Annotated in this window: 22 protein-coding genes; 9 read left to right on the plus strand and 13 right to left on the minus strand. The window is 69.6% G+C overall.

What is annotated here, in order from left to right; translation table 11 throughout:
* The first annotated feature begins 538 nt into the window (after nucleotides 1–538).
* The 4 genes from G3I60_RS01915 (at nucleotide 539) to G3I60_RS01930 (ending at nucleotide 2,462) form a co-directional block, all read left to right on the plus strand.
* Nucleotides 539–676 (plus strand): hypothetical protein, encoded by a 138-nt coding sequence (locus G3I60_RS01915; RefSeq protein ID WP_164606434.1) that lies wholly within the window; start codon nucleotides 539–541, stop codon nucleotides 674–676.
* Between the two features lie 153 nt (nucleotides 677–829).
* Nucleotides 830–1,162 (plus strand): hypothetical protein, encoded by a 333-nt coding sequence (locus G3I60_RS01920; protein ID WP_138354615.1) that lies wholly within the window; start codon nucleotides 830–832, stop codon nucleotides 1,160–1,162.
* A complete protein-coding gene (locus G3I60_RS01925) occupies nucleotides 1,144–1,818 on the plus strand; it encodes an LLM class flavin-dependent oxidoreductase (protein ID WP_343241908.1) in 675 nt (224 codons plus the stop codon). The genes G3I60_RS01920 and G3I60_RS01925 overlap by 19 nt, the downstream gene beginning before the upstream one ends.
* A gap of 23 nt (nucleotides 1,819–1,841) precedes the next feature.
* Nucleotides 1,842–2,462, plus strand: coding sequence for a TetR/AcrR family transcriptional regulator (locus tag G3I60_RS01930; RefSeq protein WP_164606437.1), 621 nt, complete (start codon nucleotides 1,842–1,844; stop codon nucleotides 2,460–2,462).
* Between the two features lie 64 nt (nucleotides 2,463–2,526).
* On the opposite strand, the gene G3I60_RS01935 is transcribed toward G3I60_RS01930, so the two are convergent.
* Nucleotides 2,527–3,132, minus strand: a complete 606-nt coding sequence (locus tag G3I60_RS01935; protein WP_138354617.1) for a GPP34 family phosphoprotein — start codon at nucleotides 3,130–3,132, stop codon at nucleotides 2,527–2,529.
* Between the two features lie 239 nt (nucleotides 3,133–3,371).
* Nucleotides 3,372–3,674 carry a muconolactone Delta-isomerase family protein gene (locus tag G3I60_RS01940; protein ID WP_164292864.1) on the minus strand — a complete coding sequence of 101 codons (303 nt, stop codon included), beginning with the start codon at nucleotides 3,672–3,674 and terminating at the stop codon, nucleotides 3,372–3,374.
* 89 nt (nucleotides 3,675–3,763) lie between these two features.
* On the opposite strand from G3I60_RS01940, the gene G3I60_RS01945 reads away from it, so the two are divergent.
* The 3 genes from G3I60_RS01945 (at nucleotide 3,764) to G3I60_RS01955 (ending at nucleotide 6,075) form a co-directional block, all read left to right on the plus strand.
* A complete protein-coding gene (locus tag G3I60_RS01945) occupies nucleotides 3,764–4,705 on the plus strand; it encodes a LysR family transcriptional regulator (RefSeq protein WP_164292492.1) in 942 nt (313 codons plus the stop codon).
* Between the two features lie 257 nt (nucleotides 4,706–4,962).
* A complete protein-coding gene (locus tag G3I60_RS01950) occupies nucleotides 4,963–5,676 on the plus strand; it encodes an SDR family NAD(P)-dependent oxidoreductase (protein ID WP_138354618.1) in 714 nt (237 codons plus the stop codon).
* Nucleotides 5,677–5,703: 27 nt separating this feature from the next.
* Nucleotides 5,704–6,075, plus strand: coding sequence for a nuclear transport factor 2 family protein (locus G3I60_RS01955; RefSeq protein ID WP_138354619.1), 372 nt, complete (start codon nucleotides 5,704–5,706; stop codon nucleotides 6,073–6,075).
* A 52-nt stretch (nucleotides 6,076–6,127) separates the two neighbouring features.
* Here G3I60_RS01955 and G3I60_RS01960 read toward each other — a convergent pair whose 3' ends face one another.
* The 5 genes from G3I60_RS01960 to G3I60_RS01980 form a co-directional block, all read right to left on the minus strand.
* A complete protein-coding gene (locus G3I60_RS01960; protein WP_138354620.1) occupies nucleotides 6,128–6,535 on the minus strand; it encodes a VOC family protein in 408 nt (135 codons plus the stop codon).
* A gap of 10 nt (nucleotides 6,536–6,545) precedes the next feature.
* Nucleotides 6,546–6,989 (minus strand): helix-turn-helix transcriptional regulator, encoded by a 444-nt coding sequence (locus G3I60_RS01965; protein WP_164292491.1) that lies wholly within the window; start codon nucleotides 6,987–6,989, stop codon nucleotides 6,546–6,548.
* A 43-nt stretch (nucleotides 6,990–7,032) separates the two neighbouring features.
* Nucleotides 7,033–9,417: an excinuclease ABC subunit UvrA gene (locus tag G3I60_RS01970; protein WP_164292490.1), complete on the minus strand. Its 2,385-nt coding sequence runs from the start codon at nucleotides 9,415–9,417 to the stop codon at nucleotides 7,033–7,035.
* Nucleotides 9,418–9,551: 134 nt separating this feature from the next.
* Nucleotides 9,552–9,908, minus strand: a complete 357-nt coding sequence (locus G3I60_RS01975) for a VOC family protein (RefSeq protein WP_138354623.1) — start codon at nucleotides 9,906–9,908, stop codon at nucleotides 9,552–9,554.
* 168 nt (nucleotides 9,909–10,076) lie between these two features.
* Complete coding sequence (locus tag G3I60_RS01980; protein ID WP_164292489.1) at nucleotides 10,077–11,057, minus strand: alpha/beta fold hydrolase; 981 nt, start codon at nucleotides 11,055–11,057, stop codon at nucleotides 10,077–10,079.
* Nucleotides 11,058–11,311: 254 nt separating this feature from the next.
* Between G3I60_RS01980 and G3I60_RS01985 the strand changes: the two genes are divergently transcribed.
* Nucleotides 11,312–12,127 carry an alpha/beta fold hydrolase gene (locus G3I60_RS01985; protein ID WP_164292488.1) on the plus strand — a complete coding sequence of 272 codons (816 nt, stop codon included), beginning with the start codon at nucleotides 11,312–11,314 and terminating at the stop codon, nucleotides 12,125–12,127.
* A gap of 94 nt (nucleotides 12,128–12,221) precedes the next feature.
* On the opposite strand, the gene G3I60_RS01990 is transcribed toward G3I60_RS01985, so the two are convergent.
* The 6 genes from G3I60_RS01990 to G3I60_RS02015 all read right to left on the minus strand — a co-directional run bounded on the left by G3I60_RS01990 (nucleotide 12,222) and on the right by G3I60_RS02015 (nucleotide 18,745).
* The gene (locus G3I60_RS01990) at nucleotides 12,222–14,081 is read right to left on the minus strand and encodes a M1 family aminopeptidase (protein ID WP_164292487.1); all 1,860 of its coding nucleotides are present in this window, start codon (nucleotides 14,079–14,081) and stop codon (nucleotides 12,222–12,224) included.
* A gap of 357 nt (nucleotides 14,082–14,438) precedes the next feature.
* Complete coding sequence (locus G3I60_RS01995) at nucleotides 14,439–15,608, minus strand: PP2C family protein-serine/threonine phosphatase (RefSeq protein ID WP_164292486.1); 1,170 nt, start codon at nucleotides 15,606–15,608, stop codon at nucleotides 14,439–14,441.
* Between the two features lie 145 nt (nucleotides 15,609–15,753).
* The gene (locus G3I60_RS02000) at nucleotides 15,754–16,611 is read right to left on the minus strand and encodes a class I SAM-dependent methyltransferase (protein ID WP_164292485.1); all 858 of its coding nucleotides are present in this window, start codon (nucleotides 16,609–16,611) and stop codon (nucleotides 15,754–15,756) included.
* Nucleotides 16,612–16,638: 27 nt separating this feature from the next.
* Complete coding sequence (locus G3I60_RS02005; protein ID WP_138354628.1) at nucleotides 16,639–16,983, minus strand: VOC family protein; 345 nt, start codon at nucleotides 16,981–16,983, stop codon at nucleotides 16,639–16,641.
* A 1-nt stretch (nucleotide 16,984) separates the two neighbouring features.
* Complete coding sequence (locus G3I60_RS02010) at nucleotides 16,985–17,164, minus strand: CopG family transcriptional regulator (RefSeq protein ID WP_164292484.1); 180 nt, start codon at nucleotides 17,162–17,164, stop codon at nucleotides 16,985–16,987.
* Nucleotides 17,165–17,245: 81 nt separating this feature from the next.
* Nucleotides 17,246–18,745: an MFS transporter gene (locus tag G3I60_RS02015; protein ID WP_239069451.1), complete on the minus strand. Its 1,500-nt coding sequence runs from the start codon at nucleotides 18,743–18,745 to the stop codon at nucleotides 17,246–17,248.
* Nucleotides 18,746–19,021: 276 nt separating this feature from the next.
* On the opposite strand from G3I60_RS02015, the gene argG reads away from it, so the two are divergent.
* Nucleotides 19,022–20,467, plus strand: coding sequence for an argininosuccinate synthase (argG, locus tag G3I60_RS02020; protein ID WP_164292482.1), 1,446 nt, complete (start codon nucleotides 19,022–19,024; stop codon nucleotides 20,465–20,467).
* Nucleotides 20,468–20,538: the final 71 nt, after the last annotated feature.

The following is a 20,538-nucleotide window of genomic DNA, read 5'->3' on the forward strand; positions in this document are numbered from 1 at the left end:
CGCGCACGTACACGCCCGGTGTGGTGGGATCAGCCGCGCCGCAGGAACATCACGACAGCGACGACGATCACGATGAGCACGACGGTACCGAGACCTATGTACATGCGAGATTCCTCTTCCCTGTGACGAACGATGGGCCGCAGCCGCCCTTGCCGGCCGCCGCGTTGCCCCTGTTGACCGGGTACCCCGCATTCCCCGCTTAAACGTTGGGCTGTCGTTCCCGGCGGATCCGGAGCCATCGGTCGACGAGCCGGCCGGCGGTACGCGGGATGCCCGTTCACACCCCTTGGGCACCCGATTCATACCTTCGGGTGAGGGGGACGACCTTCGGGCAGTCCAACGGCCGGACTTCTCCAACGTGACCTGCACGACGGCGGGTCGTCGGCGGACAGCGGCGCTGTCTCCTGCAGGGGGTGCGTGGTGCAGTACACAGCGTCGCCGTGGCGGCGCCTGCAGTACCGGTTCGACAACCTCGTGTCCCGCAGCACCCACCCTTCTCGCCCTCAACGCGCTCACACCCGGAACCGGCGACGCCATCGTGGTCGCCGCGGTCCACGACCGGTTGCGCGCGCAGGCCGCGACGGGTCACACGTACGGGGTCCGGATCAACCCCGACAAGCGACAACGCGTGCGCCTCACGCCGGACGACTGGGTGATCCTGCTCGCGGAGAGCTGATGGAGCTGGGATTCGCCGGAACCGCCTGTCGTCACCTGCGTGACAACGGGCAGTTGGCGACGGTGTCAGCGGTACCCTGGCCGTCGTCCGGACTCCGGCGGTGGACCAGAGGTTGCTCGACAGGCGCCGTTGTACGACCTTCAGGGGGCGATCATGGGGATCGAGTTGCAACTGCACTCCGGGCGGCCTCCGGGGGGCAAGTCGTCCAGGACCACTGTTCTTCGACGGTCCCACGAGCACGGCGAAGCGTTGGCGCGGGCGCTGGGCCCGTACGACCCGACTGGTCCGGGCAAGCTGGCCTGGGTGGACCCCTACGGCGACACGCTGTTCAACGAGCAGGAGGCGGAGGTCGCGCTCCGGGAAGTCGCCGTCCTGTTGCAGGAGTGCGCAGACGGGCCTCAGAGGGCTGCCCTGCAGGACCTCGCGGAGCTGCTCGCGGTGTGTGCGGCAACGCCGGGCAGCTATCTGTGGTTCATCGGAGACTAGCTCTCTCCGATCATTTCACGGCGGGGGTCGGCCATGGGGTGCGCGAGTGGATGGTGAAGGTCGGGGTCGCACCGCGCAGCCCGCTGGCGCTGCTGGAGGAGACGGCGGCGGCCGTGCGCGGACTGCTGCGCGGCGAGGAGGTGAACGTCGAGGGCCGGGAGGTCCGGCGGGACGCGGCGCGGCTGGTGCATCCGCCCGCGGCGGTGCCGCCGGTGGTGGCAGGGGTGGTCCGGCCACGTTCGCTGGAGCTCGCGGGGCGGGTCGCGGACGGCGCGATCATCGCGGAAGGGCATGGTCCCGCCGACCTGGTGGCCGCACTCGGGCACATGGAGAAAGGGAGGCAGACCGATGCCCAGCAGAGTCTGACCGTGTTCGCGTTCCTCTGCGTCGAGGACGATCCGGCACTGCTTCAGGCCACGGTCGGCCCGGCACTGGCGGGTCACGCCGAGTGGCTGGGCCGTCCGGTCGAGCAGGTGTTCGCCGCGACCGGCCCTGCCGCCGGGGCCGCCGCCCGGGTGCGTGAGCTGTGGGCGGCGGGGGCCGACACGGTGGTGCTGCGGGCGGTCGGCCCCGAGCCTTTGCGGCAGGTGGAGGCGGCTGTCAGAGCGCTGCGCGCGGACGAGCCCGGCATAGCCGACCGGTCTAGTAAGAGATAGTCGACCGGTCGTACACTCGCTGTATGGGACGGACCAGCGACGCCAGGGAGAAGATCCTCGGTGCCGCGCAATCGCTCATCGAGCTGCGCGGCTACTCGGCCTTGGGCGTGGCCGAGATCTGCAAGACGGCCGGCGTGCCCAAGGGCAGTTTCTACTACTTCTTCGAATCCAAGGAAGCGCTCGCCCTGGCCGTGCTCGACGAGCACTGGGCGAGCCAGCAGGCGACCTGGACGCGCATCCTGAACAGCGCCGCAGAACCACTGCAACGGCTGCGCCGGCTCTTCGAGGAGACGGAGGCCGGCCAGCTCGCCGGGCAGCAGAGCTGCGGCACCGTCTCAGGCTGCCTGTTCGGCAATCTCACGCTGGAGATGAGCAACCAGACCGAGGCCATCCGCGCGCGACTGCAGGAGATCTTCGACGCTCAGGTCGGGATGGTCGCCTCGGTGGTCGCCGAGGCTCTCGAGCGCAAGGAGGTCACCGTGATCGACACCCGGGAAGCCGCACGGTCGGTGGTCGCCCAGCTCGAGGGGCAGGTGCTGTTCGCCAAGCTCTACAACAACACCCACCGGCTCGGCCCCCTGTGGGCGAACTGCCTGGCCCTGCTCGGCGCCCGTGCGCCGCAGGAGTCCATGGCCGGCATCTGATGCCCGCGGCCGGAGGTGCCGGGGCGGGGGTCGGGGCGTGGCTCGCTGTCCGCCCGTGACGCCGTCACTGGCCGCGCCAGATGTTGTCGAAGGCCGCCTCTTCGACGCGCCGCCGTTGCCGTACGCCTTCCAGCTCCGTCGCCGCGCCGTGGACGGCGGCCAGCACCGTCACGACCGCGTCGTCGGTGAGGTCGGCGATCTCCTCGGTCGGCTTGTCCTGGATGCCCACGGCCGCCGCGAGGCCGGCGAGGACGGGCTCGCCCGACGTCCAGCGCTCGGCCGCGTGGCGACGGGCGGGTGAGTCGGTCAGTGCCGCCGGGCCGGTTCTGAGGGGAATCCAGTGGTGGCGCGGCCGGGCGACATCGCCTTCGGCCTCCAGGACAGCGCGGTAGGTCGTGGCGAGGCCACGGCCCCGGCGCCACAGCCAGTCCTCGACGGTCTCGTACGGCTCCTGAAGGGTGAGCGACGAGGCCGCATCGTCCAACAGGCGATCGTCCAAGGTCCGCTGCGGGCCGGGCAGGATGCGCTCCCCGTCCAAGGCGATGACCTCGGCGTCGACAAGGTCGATCAGCTCGGCCCCCGCGAGCGCCAGCGAAAGTTCGCCCTGCTCGACGGGACGGCTGGACGTGACGTCCATGGTGATGATCAACAGGTCCCGCGGAGTGGTCATGACGGGCTCCACATCAGAAGCATCGGTGGCTTCGCTGGCGGTACGTCGCCGGAGGGCCGGCCTGGCATCAGGGGCGAGAACGGCCCGCCGGCCGCTGCTGCGCTCCCTCACCCACCGAGTCTGCCCGGGTCCGCGCCGGTTTCACCGTTGCGAAAGTCTTACGGGGGCGGCATGTCGTACCAGCACCGGGTCGTGCGGGGAAACCGCTGCGCAATGCGGCGGCGCCCGAGCCAGGCCCGTCACCGTGTGGCGTCGGTCCGGCCCGGGTCGTTGGGGTGGGGCTCGAGCGCGGTGACGGTGAGAGTCATCCACGGGCGCAGGGGCAGAGTGCCGAGCACCTTCTCGTGGAGCTCGTCCTCGTCGGCGGCCCGCCAGATCCCGACGCTGCGCAGCTCGCCGACCGGGCGCCACAGCCGCGCCAGGTTGCCGGTGGCGGCCAGTTCCCGGGCGCGAACGGCCTCGGCGGCGCGCCGCCGGTCGACCTCGTCCTGACCGGTGCCCTCGGGGATGGTGGTGGTGATCTCGACGAGGAACTCTCGCATGTCCATGTCCTCATCCTCCGTCAGCCACCAGGGCACCGCCATAACCGGCGGCCTCCCTGCTGGGAGGCCTGGACTCCCACCGGCGTAGCATGACGGGCATGGAGCTGCGCCAATTGCGGTACTTCGTAGCGGTCGCCGAGGAGCTGAACTTCGGCCGGGCCGCCGAGCGTCTGCTGATCGCCGGCCCCTCCCTGTCGCAGCAGATCAAGACCCTCGAACGGGACCTGGGGGTGCGGCTGTTCGACCGCGACCGCCGCTCGGTGTCCCTCACCCCGGCCGGTTCGGCCCTGCTCCCACACACCCGCGCCCTGCTGGAACGCGCCACGGACCTCCAGCGGCGCGCAGGTCAGCTGTCCGGCTCCGAACCGGTACGGCTCGGCTACGTCAACTGGCTCCCGCCCGATCTGACCGGCCGTGCCGCCGCGGTGGCCCAGCTCCACATCGACGCGTGGATCGCGCCGTCGCACACCCAGGCCGCCCGGGTCGCCGACGGCAGTCTGGATCTCGCGGTGTGCTGGGTGCGAGCCGATGACCTGGAACAACGTGGTCTGAGCGCCCGGCTCATCGGCGCCGACCGGCTCTACGCCGTCGCAACCGGTGACGACACGAGCACCGTGGACGCCCGTGACACCGTCGTCCTCCTCGACGACGACATGACCGCCTGGTCGTCCTGGAACATCTATGCCGAGCTACTGGCCCGGGACACCGGGGCCCGTGCGGTGCGCATCTCCGACGGCGGCATCACCGGGCCCGCGTTCTTCGACCACGTCCGCCGCAGCGGCCGTCCGGTCATCAACTGTCCCAAGGGCCAGACCACCGCGCTGCCGCCCGACCTGGTCCAACGCCCGGTCGTCACCCCGGAGATCTACTGGACCTGGTCCCTGGTCCGGCGCGAGCGCGAGGACCGCCCCGCGGTTCTCGCCCTCATCGACGCCCTCTGCGACGGCGTGGGCGACCTCGGCATCCGCACCGAGGACGCCTGGCTGCCCGAGGGAGACCCGCACCGGCATCAGGGCGTGTTGCGAAAGTAGCGCCGTTCGCCCCGTGGGCCAGGCGGGACCTTCGCAACACGCCCTAGTCGCGCCTCTCAGCGCCTCGGCTTCGCGGGAGCTGTCCCTCCTGACATGCGCTGGAAGGCTGCGCCTATCAGGAGGGAGAAAACCGGTCCTGGCCTGGGCCGCGTGGACCTTTGACTCCTTCTCGCCGACCCACCTACGCTCCAAATAGTCGACCGGTCGGCTAGTACGATCGGGTCGAGGAATCCCACCTCATCGCGGAGAAGGTCATCATGAGCACGCACGACCAGAAGGTCGCAGTCATCACCGGCGCCTCGCAGGGCATCGGTGCCGGACTCGTCGACGCCTACCGCAAGCTCGGCTACGCCGTCGTCGCCACCTCGCGCACGATCGCTCCCTCCACCGACGCTGGCATTTTGAGCGTCCAGGGCGACATCGCCGACACCGCCACCGCAGAACGCGTCATCGCCGCCGGTGTCGAGCGGTTCGGCCGCATCGACACCCTCGTCAACAACGCCGGGCTGTTCACGGCCAAGCCCTTCACCGAATACACCCAGGAGGACTACGCCGCCGTGACCGGTGTGAACCTCGTCGGCTTCTTCCGCATCACCCAGCTGGCCGTCGAGCACATGCTCGTCCAGGGAAGCGGCCACATCGTCAACATCACCACCAGCCTGGTCGACAACGCCGACGCCAACGTGCCTTCCGTGCTCGCCTCGCTGACCAAGGGCGGCCTGCAGTCCGCCACCAAGTCCCTCGCCATCGAGTACGCGACGCGCAACATCCGTGCCAACGCCGTCTCACCGGGCACCATCAGGACCTCCATGCACCCGGAGGAGTCCTATGCGGGCCTCGCCGCGCTGCAGCCGGTCGGCCGGCTGGGCGAGCCGGGCGACATCGTCGACGCGGTGATCTACTTGGAGAACGCCCCGTTCGTCACCGGCGAGATCCTCCACGTCGACGGCGGCGTCAGCGCCGGCCACTGACTCGCTTCCCTCGACAGGAGAGCCCTGATGAACAGTACGACAGAGAGTGAAGCGATCCTGCGCGGCGTCCTCGACCGGTGGAAGGACGCCGTCGACCGGCACGAACCGCAGCAGGTCGCCGCCCAGTTCACCGACGACGCGATCTTCCAGGGGCTGCACCCCTACAGCGTCGGAAGGCCGGGCATCGCCGACTACTACGAGTCCCAGCCCATCGGGATGACGGCCGCCTACCGGATTCTTGAGAGCAGACACCCCGCCGACGACCTCGTCCTCGGTTACCTGAGTGTCGACTTCGCGTTCACCGACCGGGCCACCATCAGCGTCAACCTCGGTGTCCTGGTGAAGCGCTCGGAGGAGGGCTGGCTCATCAGCCACTACCAGGTCTCCCGGCTCGACTAGGACCTGTCCGCTTCCTCTGCGGCCCGTGTCATGGCGGAGATGGCCGGACGGCTCAGCGGATCTCGTTGATGCGGATCAGGTTGCCCGCAGGATCGCGGATCGCGCAGTCGCGCACGCCGTACGGCTGCTCGGTGGGCTCCTGGATGATCTCGGCGCCGGCCTGCAGCCGCTCGAAGGTGGCGTCGAGGTCGGGGGTGGCTAGCGTGATGATGGCGTAGGTGCCCTTGGCCATCATCTCGGTGATGGTGCGGCGCTCGTCGTCGGTGATGCCCGGGTCGGCGGCCGGTGGGTGCAGCACGATGGACGTACCGGGCTGGCCGACCGGGCCGACCGTGATCCAGCGCATCCCGGAGTATCCGACATCGTTGCGGACCTCGAAGCCGAGGAGGTCGCGATAGAACGCCAGGGACGCGTCCGGGTCGTCGTGCGGGAGGAAGCTCGAGTGAATCGTGATGTCCATGGCAGTCACGCTAGCTGCGGTCCGGGGAGCCCGCTTCCCGATTCCGGATGGGCCGGGTCACCTGCTTCACCACGCACGACGGCATCCCCGCCGTCGCGCGCGCCGCATCGCGCCGGTAGGTGCTGGGCGGCACACCGACCAACTCGGTGAACCGCGTGCTGAAGGTGCCCAGCGACGAGCAGCCGACCGCGAAACAGACCTCGGTGACACTGAGGTCGCCCCGCCGCAGCAGCGCCATCGCCCGCTCGATACGCCGCGTCATCAGATAGGAGTAGGGAGACTCGCCGTAGGCGAGCCGGAACTCGCGGCTGAGGTGCCCGGCCGACAGGTTCACGCCGCGGGCGAGCGCCAGGACGTCCAGCGGCTGCGCGTACTCGCGGTCGATCCGGTCACGGACGCGGCGCAGCAGCGCGAGGTCGCGCAGCCGCTGCGCCGCGGTGGGTCTGCTGGTCACATGAACGATCGTGCCACAGACCACGTGTCCGCGAGGGCCCCGGTCAGGCCCCGATGTACGCCGCGAGGTGCTCGCCGGTGAGGGTGGAGCGGGCGGCCACGAGGTCGGCCGGTGTGCCCTCGAAGACGATCCGGCCGCCGTCGTGCCCGGCGCCGGGGCCGAGGTCGACGATCCAGTCGGCGTGCGCCATGACCGCCTGGTGGTGCTCGACGACGATGACCGACTTACCGGAGTCGACGAGACGGTCGAGCAGGCCGAGCAGCTGCTCCACGTCGGCGAGGTGCAGGCCGGTGGTCGGCTCGTCGAGGACGTAGACACCACCCTTCTCCGCCATGTGGGTGGCCAGCTTGAGCCGCTGCCGCTCGCCGCCGGACAGCGTGGTGAGCGGCTGCCCCAGGCTGAGATAGCCCAGCCCGACATCGGAGAGCCGGCCGAGGATCCGGTGCGCGGCGGGGGTGTGCGCCTCGCCGGAGCCGAAGAACTCCTCGGCCTCGGTCACCGGCATCGCCAGCACCTCGCTGATGTCGCGGCCGCCGAGGTGGTACTCGAGCACCGACGCCTGGTACCGCTTGCCCTCGCACTCCTCACAGGTGGTGGCGACACCGGCCATCATCGCCAGGTCGGTGTAGATGACACCGGCACCGTTGCAGCCGGGGCAGGCGCCCTCGGAGTTGGCGCTGAACAGGGCCGGCTTCACGCCGTTGGCCTTGGCGAACGCCGAGCGGATCGGGTCGAGCAGCCCGGTGTACGTCGCCGGATTGCTGCGTCGCGAGCCGCGGATCGCGCCCTGGCCGATCGCCACCACACCCTCACCGGCCGGGATCGACCCGTGCACGAGCGAGCTCTTGCCGGAGCCGGCGACGCCGGTGACGACGACCAGCACCCCGAGCGGGATGTCGACGTCGACCTTCCGCAGGTTGTTCGCCGTCGCGCCGCGGATCTCCAGCGTGCCGGAGGGCTTCCGCACCGACTCCCGGAGGGCGGCCCGGTCGTCGAAATGCCGGCCGGTGATGGTGCCGCTGGTGCGCAGCCCCTCGACGGTGCCCTCGAAGCAGACGGTGCCGCCCGCCGTACCGGCGCCGGGGCCGAGGTCGACGACGTGGTCGGCGACCACGATCGTCTCCGGCTTGTGCTCCACGACGAGCACCGTGTTGCCCTTGTCCCGCAGCCGCAGCAGCAGGTCGTTCATCCGCTGGATGTCATGGGGGTGCAGGCCCGCGGTGGGCTCGTCGAAGACGTACGTGGTGTCGGTGAGCGAGGAGCCGAGGTGGCGGATCATCTTGACGCGCTGCGCCTCGCCGCCCGACAGGGTGCCCGCCGGCCGGTCGAGCGCGAGATAGCCGAGGCCGATCTCCACGAACGAGTCGAGGGTCTGCCCCAGCGCGGTGAGCAGCGGCGCCACCGACGGCTCCTTGAGGCCGCGGACCCATTCGGCCAGGTCGCTGATCTGCATCGCGCAGGCGTCGGCGATGCTGATCCGCTTGATCTTCGACGACCGGGCCCCTTCGCTCAGCCGGGTGCCGTCGCACTCGGGGCAGACGGTGAACGTGACCGCCCGGTCCACGAACGCCCGGATGTGCGGTTGCAGCGCTTCCTTGTCCTTGGACAGGAACGACTTCTGGATCTTGGGGATCAGCCCCTCGTAGGTGAGGTTGACGCCCTCGACCTTCACCTTGGTCGGCTCCCGGTAGAGGAAGTCCTGCATCTCCTTCTTGGTGAACTTGCGGATCGGCTTGTTCGGGTCGAGGAGGCCCGACTCGGCATAGACCCGCACGGTCCAGAAGCTGTCGGACTTCCAGCCGGGGATGGTGAACGCGCCCTCGGCGATCGACTTGGAGTCGTCGTAGAGCTGGGTCAGGTCGATGTCGGAGACGCTGCCCCGGCCCTCGCAGCGGGTACACATGCCGCCGGTGCGGTTGAAGGTTGCCTTCACGGCCTTCTTGGCACCGCGCTCGACGGTGATGGCACCGCTGGCCCGGACCGAGGGGACGTTGAAGGCGTACGCGCTGGGCGGGCCGATGTGCGGCTTCCCGAGCCGGCTGAAGAGGATGCGCAGCATCGCGTTGGCGTCGGTGGCGGTGCCGACGGTGGAACGGGGGTCGGCCCCCATCCGCTGCTGGTCGACGATGATCGCGGTGGTCAGCCCGTCGAGGACGTCGACCTCCGGCCGTGCCAGCGTCGGCATGAAGCCCTGTACGAAGGCGCTGTAGGTCTCGTTGATCAGCCGCTGCGACTCCGCGGCGATCGTGTTGAACACCAGCGAGCTCTTGCCCGAGCCGGAGACACCGGTGAACACCGTCAGCCGGCGCTTCGGGATCTCGATGCTGACGTCCTTGAGGTTGTTCACGCGCGCACCGTGCACGCGGATCAGGTCGTGGCTGTCGGCGACGTGCGGCGCAGGCGACTGCTTGTCCGTCCTCTTGGCCATGCTGTTCGTGTCTCCATCTGTGAGGCGGGCCGCTCCCGCGGTCTCCGTCGGCGTCGCCTGGCTCGATCCGACCAGCCCGGCCGGGGGCGCAAGTACCCAAGTATCCACGCCCCCGTGGCTCGTGGAGCCGGAACTCAGCTGTCCTGGAGCAGCCCGAGGACGTTGCCGTCGGGGTCGGTGAAGGTGGCCACGAGGCGGCCGCCACCGACGTCGTGCGCGGCCTCCTTCACGGTGGCACCCGCGGCGGTCACCTCGGCCAGCTTCGCCTCGATGTCCTGCACGTGCCAGTAGGACACCGGTGCGGTCGCGGCCTGCGGCCCGCCGCCCGGCACGAGACCGATGTGCTGGCCCGCCGCCTCGAAGCCGACGTAGTAGGGCGCGTCGGAGGTCGGCTCCACACCGAGCAGCGCGGCGTAGACCGCCTTGGCCTTCGCCAGGTCGGACACGGGGTGCAGCACGGTCTTGATTCCCTGAGTGGAAGAGTCGGTCATCGTCGCTCCTGAAGCCGTGGGTCACAGTGACCCGGGATGTGTCGGGCAAGGGGGACGGACGGGAAGCCCCGGCATCGCCCTTGACCGTCACCCTAGGTGGCCTCGTTGACCGGCGCTTCTCGATTCCTGATCGGTCCGGTCAGCCTGTTTCGTCACGCCCCGGGGGCTTCAGACGGGGAGGGCGGCGAGCCAGTCGGTCAGGAGCCGGTTGATCTCGGCGGGGCGCTCCTGCTGGATCCAGTGGCCGCAGTCGTCGAGGATGTGCGAGGAGAGCAGGCCGGGCAGCGTGGTGGGATACGCCTTGATCGCCTCGCTCATCCAGGTGGTGGAGGCGTCCAGGCCGCCTCCGGCGAACAGCGACGGCTGGGGGATGGGCGCGCCGTCGAAGGAGGCGAGGTCCTTCCAGTCCCGGTCCATGTTCCGGTAGCGGTTGAGCGCTCCCGTCATGCCGGTCCGCTCGAATTCCCCCGCGTACACGTCGAGGTCCCGCTCGCTGAGCCAGCCGGGCCGCGATCCGGCCGGAAACCGGTCTCGGAGCGTCCCGCCGGGGTGGACGAAGTGCGGGTCCGGCGCGTCGGGCGCGGGCATGGTGTCGGCGGACATGGCGGCGTAGAAGCCGGTGAGCCAGCCGCGCACGTCGGGCTCGATCTCGGCTTCGGCGCGCCCGGCCTGCTGGAAGTAGGAGACGTAGAACTCCTCGCTCCCACCCATCTGCGCGAAGATCTCACTGGGCATCGGTCCGCCGCGCGGGGCGTAGGGGACGCTGAGCAGTCCCACCGCGCGGAAGACGTCCGGCCTGACGAGGGCGGAATTGGCCGCGACGGTCGCGCCCCAGTCGTGGCCGACGATCACCGCGGTCCGTTCGCCCAGGGCGTGCACCACCGCCGCGTTGTCCTCGACCAGATCGAGCATCCGGTAGGCGTCCGGGTCATCGGGCCGGGAGCTACGGCCGTAACCGCGGACGTCGACGGCCACTGCCCGGTATCCGGCCGCGGCCAGTGCCGGCAGCTGGTGACGCCAGGAGTACCAGCACTCCGGGAAGCCGTGCACGAGCAACACCAGTGGTCCCGTGCCCTGTTCCACCAGATGGATCCGGCCTGCGGGCGAGGGGACCGTCCGGTGAACGACGTCCGCGGTCTGCTGCGACATGAACCCTCCAAGGCTCTCGGTCTGCCATACGCCAAGATCGCGTCACCAGCATGCCGAGAACGGCGCGGCCGAAGCGAGGGTTGTTGCCACTTCGGCAAATCGACGTTCGGGTGTGTGCCTCCGGGCGCGTCAGCCGCTGGTCAGTTGATCAGTTCCTCGCCTCGCGAACTGATGACCTCAACGGAGTCCCGGCGACACGCCGTGTCCGGGGCAGATGATGGCCCGGCCCTGGCGGGGGCCTCAGGCTGTGCCACATGAGCACGCAGAGTGGGCACGCGGGTTGGGACATCAGGAGGGCCGGCCCGGATGAGGCCGAGCACCGGCTGCTCCTGCTCCCAGGTGGGTTGTGCACCACGGAGTTCTACGCGGATGTGATGGCGGACCCCGGGATGGCGGAGGCCGGCCTCGGCATGGTCGCGGTGACGCTGCCGGGGTTCGGGCGCACCCCGCCGCCGAAGGACCTCACGATGGAGAACTACGCGCGGCTGATGGGGGAGTTCGCCGCCGAGGCCGGCTGTGATGTGCTGGTCGGACACAGCCTGGGGGCGAACGTGGCCATCGAGATGGTGGCGGCCGGGGTGTTCGCCGGGCCGGTGGTGCTGCTGTCACCGACGTTCTCCAGCGGCGACGAGGCGACGTTCATCCGGATGATGGATCGGCTGGGCCGGGTGCCGGGGGCGCGGACGCTGCTGTGGGCCGCGATGGTGAAGCTGCTGCCGAGGGCGATGAAGAGCGAGTTCGCCCCGGACCGTGCGGAGGCATTGGCGGCCGCCATGGGCAGGAACGATCCGGGCTTCTGCCGTCGGATCGTGCGGAGCTATTTCGCGTACCTGGACCGGCACGGGTCCCTGGTGGCCCGTCTGTGCGACTCAGGGGCGTCGGCGTGGGTCGTACGAGGTGACCGCGACGACATCGGGCTCACGGACGAGGAGCTCCGGGGGCTGCGAGCCTGCCCCCGGATCACGATGGTCACGGTGCCGGACGCGGGGCACATGGCGCTGGTGGAACAGCCCGCGCGCATTGCCGAGGTGATCGTCGAGGCGGCCGGGGCGGCCCCGGGACGGCGCTGAACCCGCTGTCACGGTGCGGTGGGGTGGGTGTCGAGGTGGCCGGGTCGCCGCGGGGACGCCTGGGTGGCGCCCGCCGCGGCGAACCGATGTCAGGTCAGCCGTCGATGCGGTGCTGGGTCCAGAACGAGGTCAGGTCCGTGGCGGTGGCCGCCTGGGCGGCAGCCTTGAACTCGGCAGTGGTCGAGACGCCGTACCAGTGCGACGTGGCGTAGTCCTTGAGGAGCTTGGTCATGACGCTGTCGCCGAGGGTGCGCCGCAGGTCGTGCAGGGCGCACTTGCCGTAGCCGTAGACGACGGTGGAGTACCGGGACGAATGGGCGTCCCAGTAGGCCATCGAGTTGGTGATCTTCTCCGCCGTCGAGGCCCAGGAGACGCTGTTCCAGCAGTTCGTGCCGGTCAGGTTCTGTGCCAGGTCGGTGGCGTAGTCGGTGAACGCCTCATCCAGCCAGGGGCTGTTGTACTCGTCGTCGCCGACGATGCCGTAGAACCACTGGTGGCCGATCTCGTGGGTGAGCGCGGTGGTGCTGACCAGGTCGAGGACGAACCCGGGGTACTCCATGCCGCCGAACCAGAAGTTGTTGTCGATCACCGCGTCCAGCTCGCCGTACGGGTAGGCGCCGAACCGGCCCGCGTGGGCGTCCACGGCGTTCTTCGCGGTGGTGAGCATCGACTGCGAGTTGGCCGAGCTGATGCCGGAGACGGAGTAGATGTTGATCGGGGTGCCGGCGGCGGAGGTGCCGGAGATCTTGCTGAACGGGCCCGCCGCCCAGGCGAAGTCACGGACCTTGGACGCGGTCGCCGTGGTGATAGTGCGCCCGCTCGAACCGGGGGTGTCGACCGAGGCGCCGGTGGCCGGTGCCAGCAGGGTGCTCGGGTGGTCCAGGGTCACCTTGAAGTCCGCGGCCAGCGAGTAGAACGACTCCCCGTTGTTGGTGTACGGGTCCAGGTGCCAGCCGGCTCCGTCCTTGACCGCGAGTACGGGCAGGGCGTTGCCGATCATGTTGAAGGCACCGTCGTGCCCGAAACGGTCGGCGCCGCTGGGCACGGTGATGCCCAGGTCGAAGCCGATCGTGGCGGTCTGACCCTGGGTCAGGGGCGCCGGCAGGTCGATCTTGAGGGCCGTGCAGGCCACCGAGAGCGCGCCGGCGGTGCCACCGGTGACGTTGCTGACCGTGATCGGCATGGCGGAGCAGGTGCCGTGGTAGTTGTCCCACAGCCTCAGGTACACCTCGCTCAACGCAGTGGAGGAGGCGTTGGTGAAGGTCGCGCTCTCGTGACCGGTCCAGACGGTGCCGCTCGTGTTGCTGCTCAGGCTGACGGTGTACGAGGGCGAGGCCGGGGTGCGGGTGGAGTCCGGGGGCGGGGTGGTGCCGCCGGAGGTGTCGAGGGCGACGTCGTCGACGACGAAGCTCGTCTGGAGGCTGGAGTCCTCCGTGCCGGTGAAGGCGACGCTCACGGTCTGGCCCGCGAACGCCGACACGTCGAAGGACTTCTGCGCGTAGCCGGTGTTCTTGTCGAGGTTCGAGTACGTCGCCAGCGTCGTGGTGCCGATCTTCGCCGTCAACTTGTCGTACTTGGTGGACGAGGTCGTCTCGGCGGTGTCGATGTGCAGCCAGAAGGTGAGGGTGGCGGTGCTGCATCCGGCAGGGATCGTGACGCTCTGGGAGAGGGTGTCGGTGTGTGTACTGCCGACACCGTTCAGCCAGGCGAAGTGGGTGCCGCCGTGGGCGGTCTCGCCGGCGCGGTTGGTGATCACGCTGGTCTGCGACTGGGTCCAGGGCGAAGTACCGCTTTCGAAACCGCCGTTGGTGACCACCTGGGCCGGAGTGCAGGCGGCGGCCGGCTGAGCCGTGGGCGGCGCGGCGGCCGCCGGCGTGGCGGGGAACGAAGCGGCGGCCAACGCGGCGACGGCGAATGCGGTCGCGGTGAGGGCCTTGTGGGGGGAGGGTCTCACACGAAACTCCTTTGAGGCGGCCGGGATTCCGGCCTGCTCGGTGGCCGCCCGGCCGGCTTGGGTGCGCCGGAGGGAAGCCGCGGGCTGTGCGCAGAGCTTGCACCATCGCTGAGATGGGATTGCGGCTGTCACCTCTGGGGTCAGGACGACAACTGCGGGAATCTTGGCAGATGTGACCGGAGCATGCCATCAGGCGTAGGTAAAGTGTTGGTGCTCCCGACGCGTCTCGGCCGTCTTCTTGGCGCCCTGTTACGGGTTCCGGCCGCGTCCCCGCGTCCCCGCTGCGCCGGTGGAACGGACGAACTCGGCCTAGCTCACCGGAGGCTGGGACTGGGGCTGGGGCTGGGGCCGAGGTGTCTAGCCGGGATGCAGCCTGGAGAAGCCGTTGATGCTTCCGGGGGCGAAGTGGGGGTGGTGGGACGCGGTGTGTTCGATGACCAGGATGGCCGCGTCGTCGAGGGGGTTACCGCCGACGTGGCTGAGCAGATCGCGATGGATGCGGTCCAACAGTGCGTCGGGGCTGCCGGCGGGGAAGGAGGCGACGCGTTCGGCGAGCGGATAGAACGCTCCGGCCGGTGAGCGGGCCTCGATCACCCCGTCGGTGTACAGGACGAGGATGTCGCCGGCCTCGAAGGTCAAGGGGTCGGTGGGGTGGACCGGGACCGGCGGTTCGCACATGCCCAGCGGGGGTGCTGAGTGGCGGGCGTACATCGCTGTGACCTGCCCGTCGTGCAGCAGCAGCGGCGGGGGATGCCCGCAGTTGATCATCTCGCCCTGCGGTCCTTCGTCGGGGATCTCCAGGACCAGGCAGGTGATGAAGTGCTCGCCGGGATCGTGCTCGGTGTCCGCGACGTCGTCCACGTTGCGGTACACGCTGTCCTCGAGGACGGCCACCAGCTCGGGCAGGGTGCCGTAGCGGTGGGCTCCCTCACGGAAGGCACCGAGCACCAGTGACGCCTCACCGATGGCGGCCAGACCGCTGCCTCGGACATCGCCGATCACCACCCGGGTCGCGGCATGTCCGGCGCGGGCGACCGCGAACAGGTCGCCCCCGATCTCCGTCTCCTCCTCGGCGGACAGATACAGCCACGCGATCCGCAAGGGCCCGACCCGGCGTGGCGGGGGCCGCAGGAGAACCCGCTGCGCTGTCTCCGCCACCGAGCGCGCCTGGACCAGCGCACGTTCCTGCCGCTCGCGAATGTGGCGGAGGAAGACCACCAGGGTGGACAGGGCCGTCAGGGCGATGAGCTGGGCGATGTGGTTCGTCGTGGTCAGTCCGCCGTGGAACACGGCGATGACGATCTGAGCGGCCACCGCGAGGACCCCGGCCACCGCGGTGAGCCGGGCCCCGGCCAGGGAGGCGGTGAGGGCGGGGGCGATCACCAGCAGCGGGCCCAGATGGACTTCCGTCGGAGCCTGGAGGTCCACCACGGTGATCACGACGATCAGCGCGAGTGGAATCGCCACCAGCCAGCGGCTCCATGGCTCCACCAGCAGGCGGTTCCCCGACCAGTGCCGGACACCCATGCATCCATTATCGGTGGCCCTCGGATCGGCGCATGGGGACTGCCTCGGCCATCCGGGACCGGACCGCCTGAGGCACCTGGGACCGGGCTCCGGCCCCGGCTCCGGCCCCGGCCCCGGCTGAGAAGGGTAAGGGTCAGGGGCCGGGTCAGGTGGTCGCCACCAGCAGCTCCTCCCCGCTCGACGTGTGAAGGCCGTCTTCCCGGCCGGCGAAGTACCGCTGGTTGAGCTGGGAGGCCGACACGTGCCGGGCTTCGGTGAATCCGGAGTCATGGGCCAGCGCCAGCATTTCCTGCGGCGCGTAGAAGCTGAGGAACGGCGTCCCGGCAGCTCTGGCCCCGTTCACCGCAACCTGGAGTCCTGGGCGGTTCTCCTCTTCGAGGAGCTCCAGGGGCAGCTGGAACGTCATGGCCAGCGTGGAGCCCGGGGCGAGCGACGCGAGCCGGCGCAGCGTGGCCGCGTTCGCCTCCTTCGTCAGGTACAGGGCGACTCCGGTGGAGGCGACCACCGCGGGTTGGTCCGGGTCGAATCCGGCGGCTGTCAGCCGGTCCCACCATGACCCGCCCGCCTCGAAGTCGAACGGCACGAGTCGCAGCCAGTCCGGGACGCCGAAGCCGAGCTCGGTCAGACGTCGGCGCTTCCAGGCCTGGGGCTCGGGCCGGTCGACCTCGAACACCCGCAAGCGGGAGGCGATCTCCGGCCGGCGCTGGGCGAAGGTGTCCAGGCCGGCACCCAGGACGATGTACTGGCCGACGCCCTTGCCGGCCTGCTCGGCGACCAGATCCTCGATGAAGCGGGCCCGGGCCACGATCGACGCCCGGAACCAGCTGGTCGCGTCGGCGTCCATGTCCCCGCGGTGGCGCCACCCGTCTCCGGGGTCGGCCAACTGCAGGCCGATCTCGTCCTCCAGGACATGAGGCGGCGGATCGACCTGGACGTGCAGGGCCCGCCACAACGCCACCCGCACTGCCGTGCTGTCCGGCGCCGCCGTCTGTTCGTCAGCCATGACGCACTCCCGCTCCGTGTCCCATGATCACTGCTGGGCCGGGGCCTGGAGGCTCCACAGGCGCCCGTCGGGGTCGCGGACGGTCATCTCCCTGGTCCCGAAGTGGGTGTCCTCGAACGGGGTGACCACCTCGACACCGGGGGCGGGCTGGAACGCCTCCGCGTCGGGCACCTTCAGCACGAGCCGCGTCTCGGGCTCCTTGTCCTGGGGGACCTCGGCGATGAACAGGTAGGGACCGTCGCCGTTGCGCAGCTGGCCGGAGTTGTGATCCGTCTCGAAGTCCAACTCGTAGCCCAGTCCCTGGAAGAACTTCGCCGACCTGCCCCAGTTGTGGGTCTCGATGAACACGGCTTCGATGCCTTCGGTCGTCATGTCAGCTCTCCTTGTCGGACGGTCGCTCTTGCCGTGGATCGGAGCCATCGAGGTAGGCGCGCAGCGCCTCGGCCACCAGCGCCGACAGCGACAGCTCCGACTCGATGGCGCGGTGCTTGACCTGCTTGATCAACCCGATGGGCAGGTACACGTTGAACTGCTTCACATCCTCGTCTCCCACATGAGCATGCTAGCAAGCTATGTCACTGAATTGCTAGCACCGCCGATACGGGACATCCCGGAACCGCGCCCGTGCGGTTCGTCAGGACAGTGGCGTCTTCGAGGTCTCCGTGGCCGCCACGTCCTCGTCCGGGTCGTGCTGCAGGCCGCGCTGCAGACCCAGGATGGCGACGACTGCCGCGACGGCCATGATCCCGGACATGGAGTAGAGGACCGTGCGAATGGAGTAGGCGAAGTCCAGACGGATGAAGGCCGGGATGGTTCCGGTGCCCGGGCCCTGGGACTGCGAGTACTTCGTTGCGAGCGCCGTCGCCTGATCGTGCGGCGTCCCCTGCGCGACGAGGGAGGACGTGATGTGCGAGCGGAACTGGGAGACCTGGGTCGTGCCGAGGATGGCGAGGCCCAGGCTGGCGGCGTAGTTCCGCACGGTCTGCGTGATGCCGGTCGCCTCGCCGTACGAAAGGCGTGATGCGCGGTTCACCGCGTCCGTACTGGCCGGGCCGAGCATGAATCCCATGCCGGCGCCCGCCAGGACCACGCTCCACACCTGCGAGCCGAAGTGCAGGTCGACGACCTTTCCGGCCCACCAGTAGAAGCCGACAGCGGCCAGCACGCACCCCAGGACCACCGGGCGCTTGGCGCCGCCCCGGTCCAGCATCCGCCCGCCGAGCTGTGCGGCGACCGCGAAGCCGAGGAAGAAGTAGAGCAGGTACAGACCCGTCTGCTGCGACGACTCTCCCAGCGAGATCTGGGCGTACTCACTGGCGAAGAAGAACACCGGGACGAACACCAGCATCGAGATGCCCAGAACGAGGTTCTCCACCAGGAACGCCCGGATGCGGAAGATCCGCACCTGCATCAGCGGCGACTCGGTCCGACGCTCCACCTGGACGAAGATCACCAGCAGTGCGGCGCCACCGACGATGCACAGCCAGATGCCGGGATTGCCCCAACCCCAGATAGGCGCCTGCTGGAAGCCGAACACGCTCAGGGCCACACCGCTCGCGATCAGCACCAGGCCGCGGTAGTCCATCGGCGCCGGGCGGTGATCGGTCTGCGGGCGGGACCACAGGATCAGCAGGAGGGCGATCAGCGCCACCGGAATGTTGACCCAGAAGATCGCCCGCCAGGTCCATTCGGTGAGGTATCCGCCCAGGATCGGCCCGATGGCCGTCAGCCCGCCGGCGATGCCGAAGAACAACGCGAGCGCGCGCCCGCGCTCGCGCAGCGGGAACGTCTGGACGACGATCGCGAGCGCGGCAGGGAACATGATCGCTCCGCCCGCGCCCTGCAGGGCCCGGAAGACGACGATCCATGTCTGGGCCGCCCCGCCCTTCGGCGTGAGCCCGCACATGGCCGACGCACCGGCGAAGATGATCACGCCGAGCACGACCATCTTGCGGTGGCCCAGAGTGTCCGCCAGCCGGCCGCCGAAGGCGAACAGCGCCGCGAGGGAGAGCAGATAGGCGTTGACGGCCCATTGCACCCCGGTGCTGGTCAGCCCCAGTTCGCTCTGGATCTCGGGCACCGCGATGGACACGATGGTCTGGTCGATGAACGTCATCGCCACAGCGAAAATCATCGCTGTGAGAACGAGATTCTTGCTTCTGCCGCCGTTCGTGGCACCGGAAACAACCATGATCACTCCTCGGCTCAGTTTCCCATTGTGCGGTTGCCTCCCAGGTCGCGCCTGGCGAGCGCCGGCCCTCGGGTCGGGCGTGCGCCCCGCGGGGAATGTTGCGAAGGTGATCTTCGTCCGACCCCCATGGCCGGCCCGCCGCCCCGCCGCCACACCGGTCGGGACGACGGGATCCTGGACGTTCTTGCATGACCATGCGGGATCATGCATAATCTTCCTATGTCTAAGGTCCTCACCTCTCTCCCCGCCGGCGAGCGCGTCGGCATCGCCTTCTCGGGCGGCCTCGATACCTCGGTCGCGGTCGCGTGGATGCGCGACAGGGGCGCCGTCCCCTGCACCTATACCGCCGACATCGGTCAGTACGACGAGCCGGACATCGCCTCGGTGCCCGGTCGTGCGAAGACCTACGGTGCCGAGATCGCGCGCCTGGTCGACTGCCGCGCCGCGCTGGTCGAGGAGGGCCTGGCCGCGCTCACCTGCGGGGCGTTCCACATCCGCTCGGGCGGGCGTGCCTACTTCAACACCACGCCGCTGGGCCGCGCCGTCACGGGCACGCTCCTGGTCCGGGCGATGCTCGACGACAACGTGCAGATCTGGGGCGACGGCTCGACCTTCAAGGGCAATGACATCGAGCGGTTCTACCGCTACGGCCTGCTCGCCAACCCGCACCTGCGGATCTACAAGCCCTGGCTGGACGCGGACTTCGTGACCGAGCTCGGCGGTCGTAAGGAAATGTCGGAGTGGCTCGTCGCCCACGACCTGCCCTACCGCGACAGCACGGAGAAGGCGTACTCCACCGACGCCAACATCTGGGGTGCCACCCACGAGGCCAAGACGCTGGAGCACCTGGACACCGGTGTGGAGACCGTGGAGCCCATCATGGGCGTGCGGTTCTGGGACCCGACGGTCGAGATCGCCACCGAGGACGTGACGATCGGCTTCGACCAGGGCCGCCCGGTGACGGTCAACGGCAAGGAGTTCACCTCCGCTGTCGACCTGGTCATGGAGGCGAACGCCATCGGCGGCCGGCACGGCATGGGTATGTCGGACCAGATCGAGAACCGGATCATCGAGGCCAAGAGCCGCGGTATCTACGAGGCGCCCGGCATGTCGCTGCTGCACGCGGCGTACGAGCGCCTCGTGAACGCGATCCACAACGAGGACACCGTCGCCCAGTACCACAACGAGGGACGGCGCCTCGGCCGGCTGATGTACGAGGGCCGCTGGCTGGACCCGCAGGCGCTGATGGTGCGTGAGTCCCTGCAACGCTGGGTCGGCACGGCCGTCACCGGTGAGGTGACGCTGCGACTGCGGCGCGGTGAGGACTACTCGATCCTCAACACCACGGGACCGGCGTTCAGTTACCACCCGGACAAGCTGTCCATGGAGCGCACCGAGGACTCCGCGTTCGGCCCGGTGGACCGGATCGGCCAGCTCACCATGCGCAACCTCGACATCGCCGACTCGCGCGCCAAGCTGGAGCAGTACGCCGCGCTCGGTCTGATCGGTACGGCGAATCCCGCCATCGGTGCCGCCCAGGCGGCCGCGACCGGGCTGATCGGCAGCATGCCGGAGGGCGGCGCCGAGGCCATCGCCTCCCGCGGCGAGGTCTCCGACGACGACGAGATGCTGGACCGCGCCGCGATGGAGTTCGGCACGGACTAACCGGTCCGGTCGAGCGGAGGGCCGTCGAGCCGAAGGCTCGGCACGTGAGGGGCATGCACCACCGGACAGGC

Origin of the sequence: Streptomyces sp. SID13666 (genome assembly GCF_010548325.1) — a bacterium.
Taxonomy (GTDB): domain Bacteria; phylum Actinomycetota; class Actinomycetes; order Streptomycetales; family Streptomycetaceae; genus Actinacidiphila; species Actinacidiphila fildesensis.

Excerpts from the sequence above, each read along its gene's own strand:
- G3I60_RS01920 (WP_138354615.1), top strand. The coding sequence starts at position 830 with ATGGGGATCGAGTTGCAACTGCACTCCGGGCGGCCTCCGGGGGGCAAG.
- G3I60_RS01930 (WP_164606437.1), top strand. The coding sequence starts at position 1,842 with ATGGGACGGACCAGCGACGCCAGGGAGAAGATCCTCGGTGCCGCGCAA.
- G3I60_RS01935 (WP_138354617.1), bottom strand. The coding sequence starts at position 3,132 with ATGACCACTCCGCGGGACCTGTTGATCATCACCATGGACGTCACGTCC.
- G3I60_RS01940 (WP_164292864.1), bottom strand. The coding sequence starts at position 3,674 with ATGCGAGAGTTCCTCGTCGAGATCACCACCACCATCCCCGAGGGCACC.
- G3I60_RS01945 (WP_164292492.1), top strand. The coding sequence starts at position 3,764 with ATGACGGGCATGGAGCTGCGCCAATTGCGGTACTTCGTAGCGGTCGCC.
- G3I60_RS01950 (WP_138354618.1), top strand. The coding sequence starts at position 4,963 with ATGAGCACGCACGACCAGAAGGTCGCAGTCATCACCGGCGCCTCGCAG.
- G3I60_RS01955 (WP_138354619.1), top strand. The coding sequence starts at position 5,704 with ATGAACAGTACGACAGAGAGTGAAGCGATCCTGCGCGGCGTCCTCGAC.
- G3I60_RS01960 (WP_138354620.1), bottom strand. The coding sequence starts at position 6,535 with ATGGACATCACGATTCACTCGAGCTTCCTCCCGCACGACGACCCGGAC.
- G3I60_RS01970 (WP_164292490.1), bottom strand. The coding sequence starts at position 9,417 with ATGGCCAAGAGGACGGACAAGCAGTCGCCTGCGCCGCACGTCGCCGAC.
- G3I60_RS01975 (WP_138354623.1), bottom strand. The coding sequence starts at position 9,908 with ATGACCGACTCTTCCACTCAGGGAATCAAGACCGTGCTGCACCCCGTG.
- G3I60_RS01980 (WP_164292489.1), bottom strand. The coding sequence starts at position 11,057 with ATGTCGCAGCAGACCGCGGACGTCGTTCACCGGACGGTCCCCTCGCCC.
- G3I60_RS01985 (WP_164292488.1), top strand. The coding sequence starts at position 11,312 with ATGAGCACGCAGAGTGGGCACGCGGGTTGGGACATCAGGAGGGCCGGC.
- G3I60_RS01995 (WP_164292486.1), bottom strand. The coding sequence starts at position 15,608 with ATGGGTGTCCGGCACTGGTCGGGGAACCGCCTGCTGGTGGAGCCATGG.
- G3I60_RS02000 (WP_164292485.1), bottom strand. The coding sequence starts at position 16,611 with ATGGCTGACGAACAGACGGCGGCGCCGGACAGCACGGCAGTGCGGGTG.
- G3I60_RS02005 (WP_138354628.1), bottom strand. The coding sequence starts at position 16,983 with ATGACGACCGAAGGCATCGAAGCCGTGTTCATCGAGACCCACAACTGG.
- G3I60_RS02015 (WP_239069451.1), bottom strand. The coding sequence starts at position 18,745 with ATGATTTTCGCTGTGGCGATGACGTTCATCGACCAGACCATCGTGTCC.
- argG (WP_164292482.1), top strand. The coding sequence starts at position 19,022 with ATGTCTAAGGTCCTCACCTCTCTCCCCGCCGGCGAGCGCGTCGGCATC.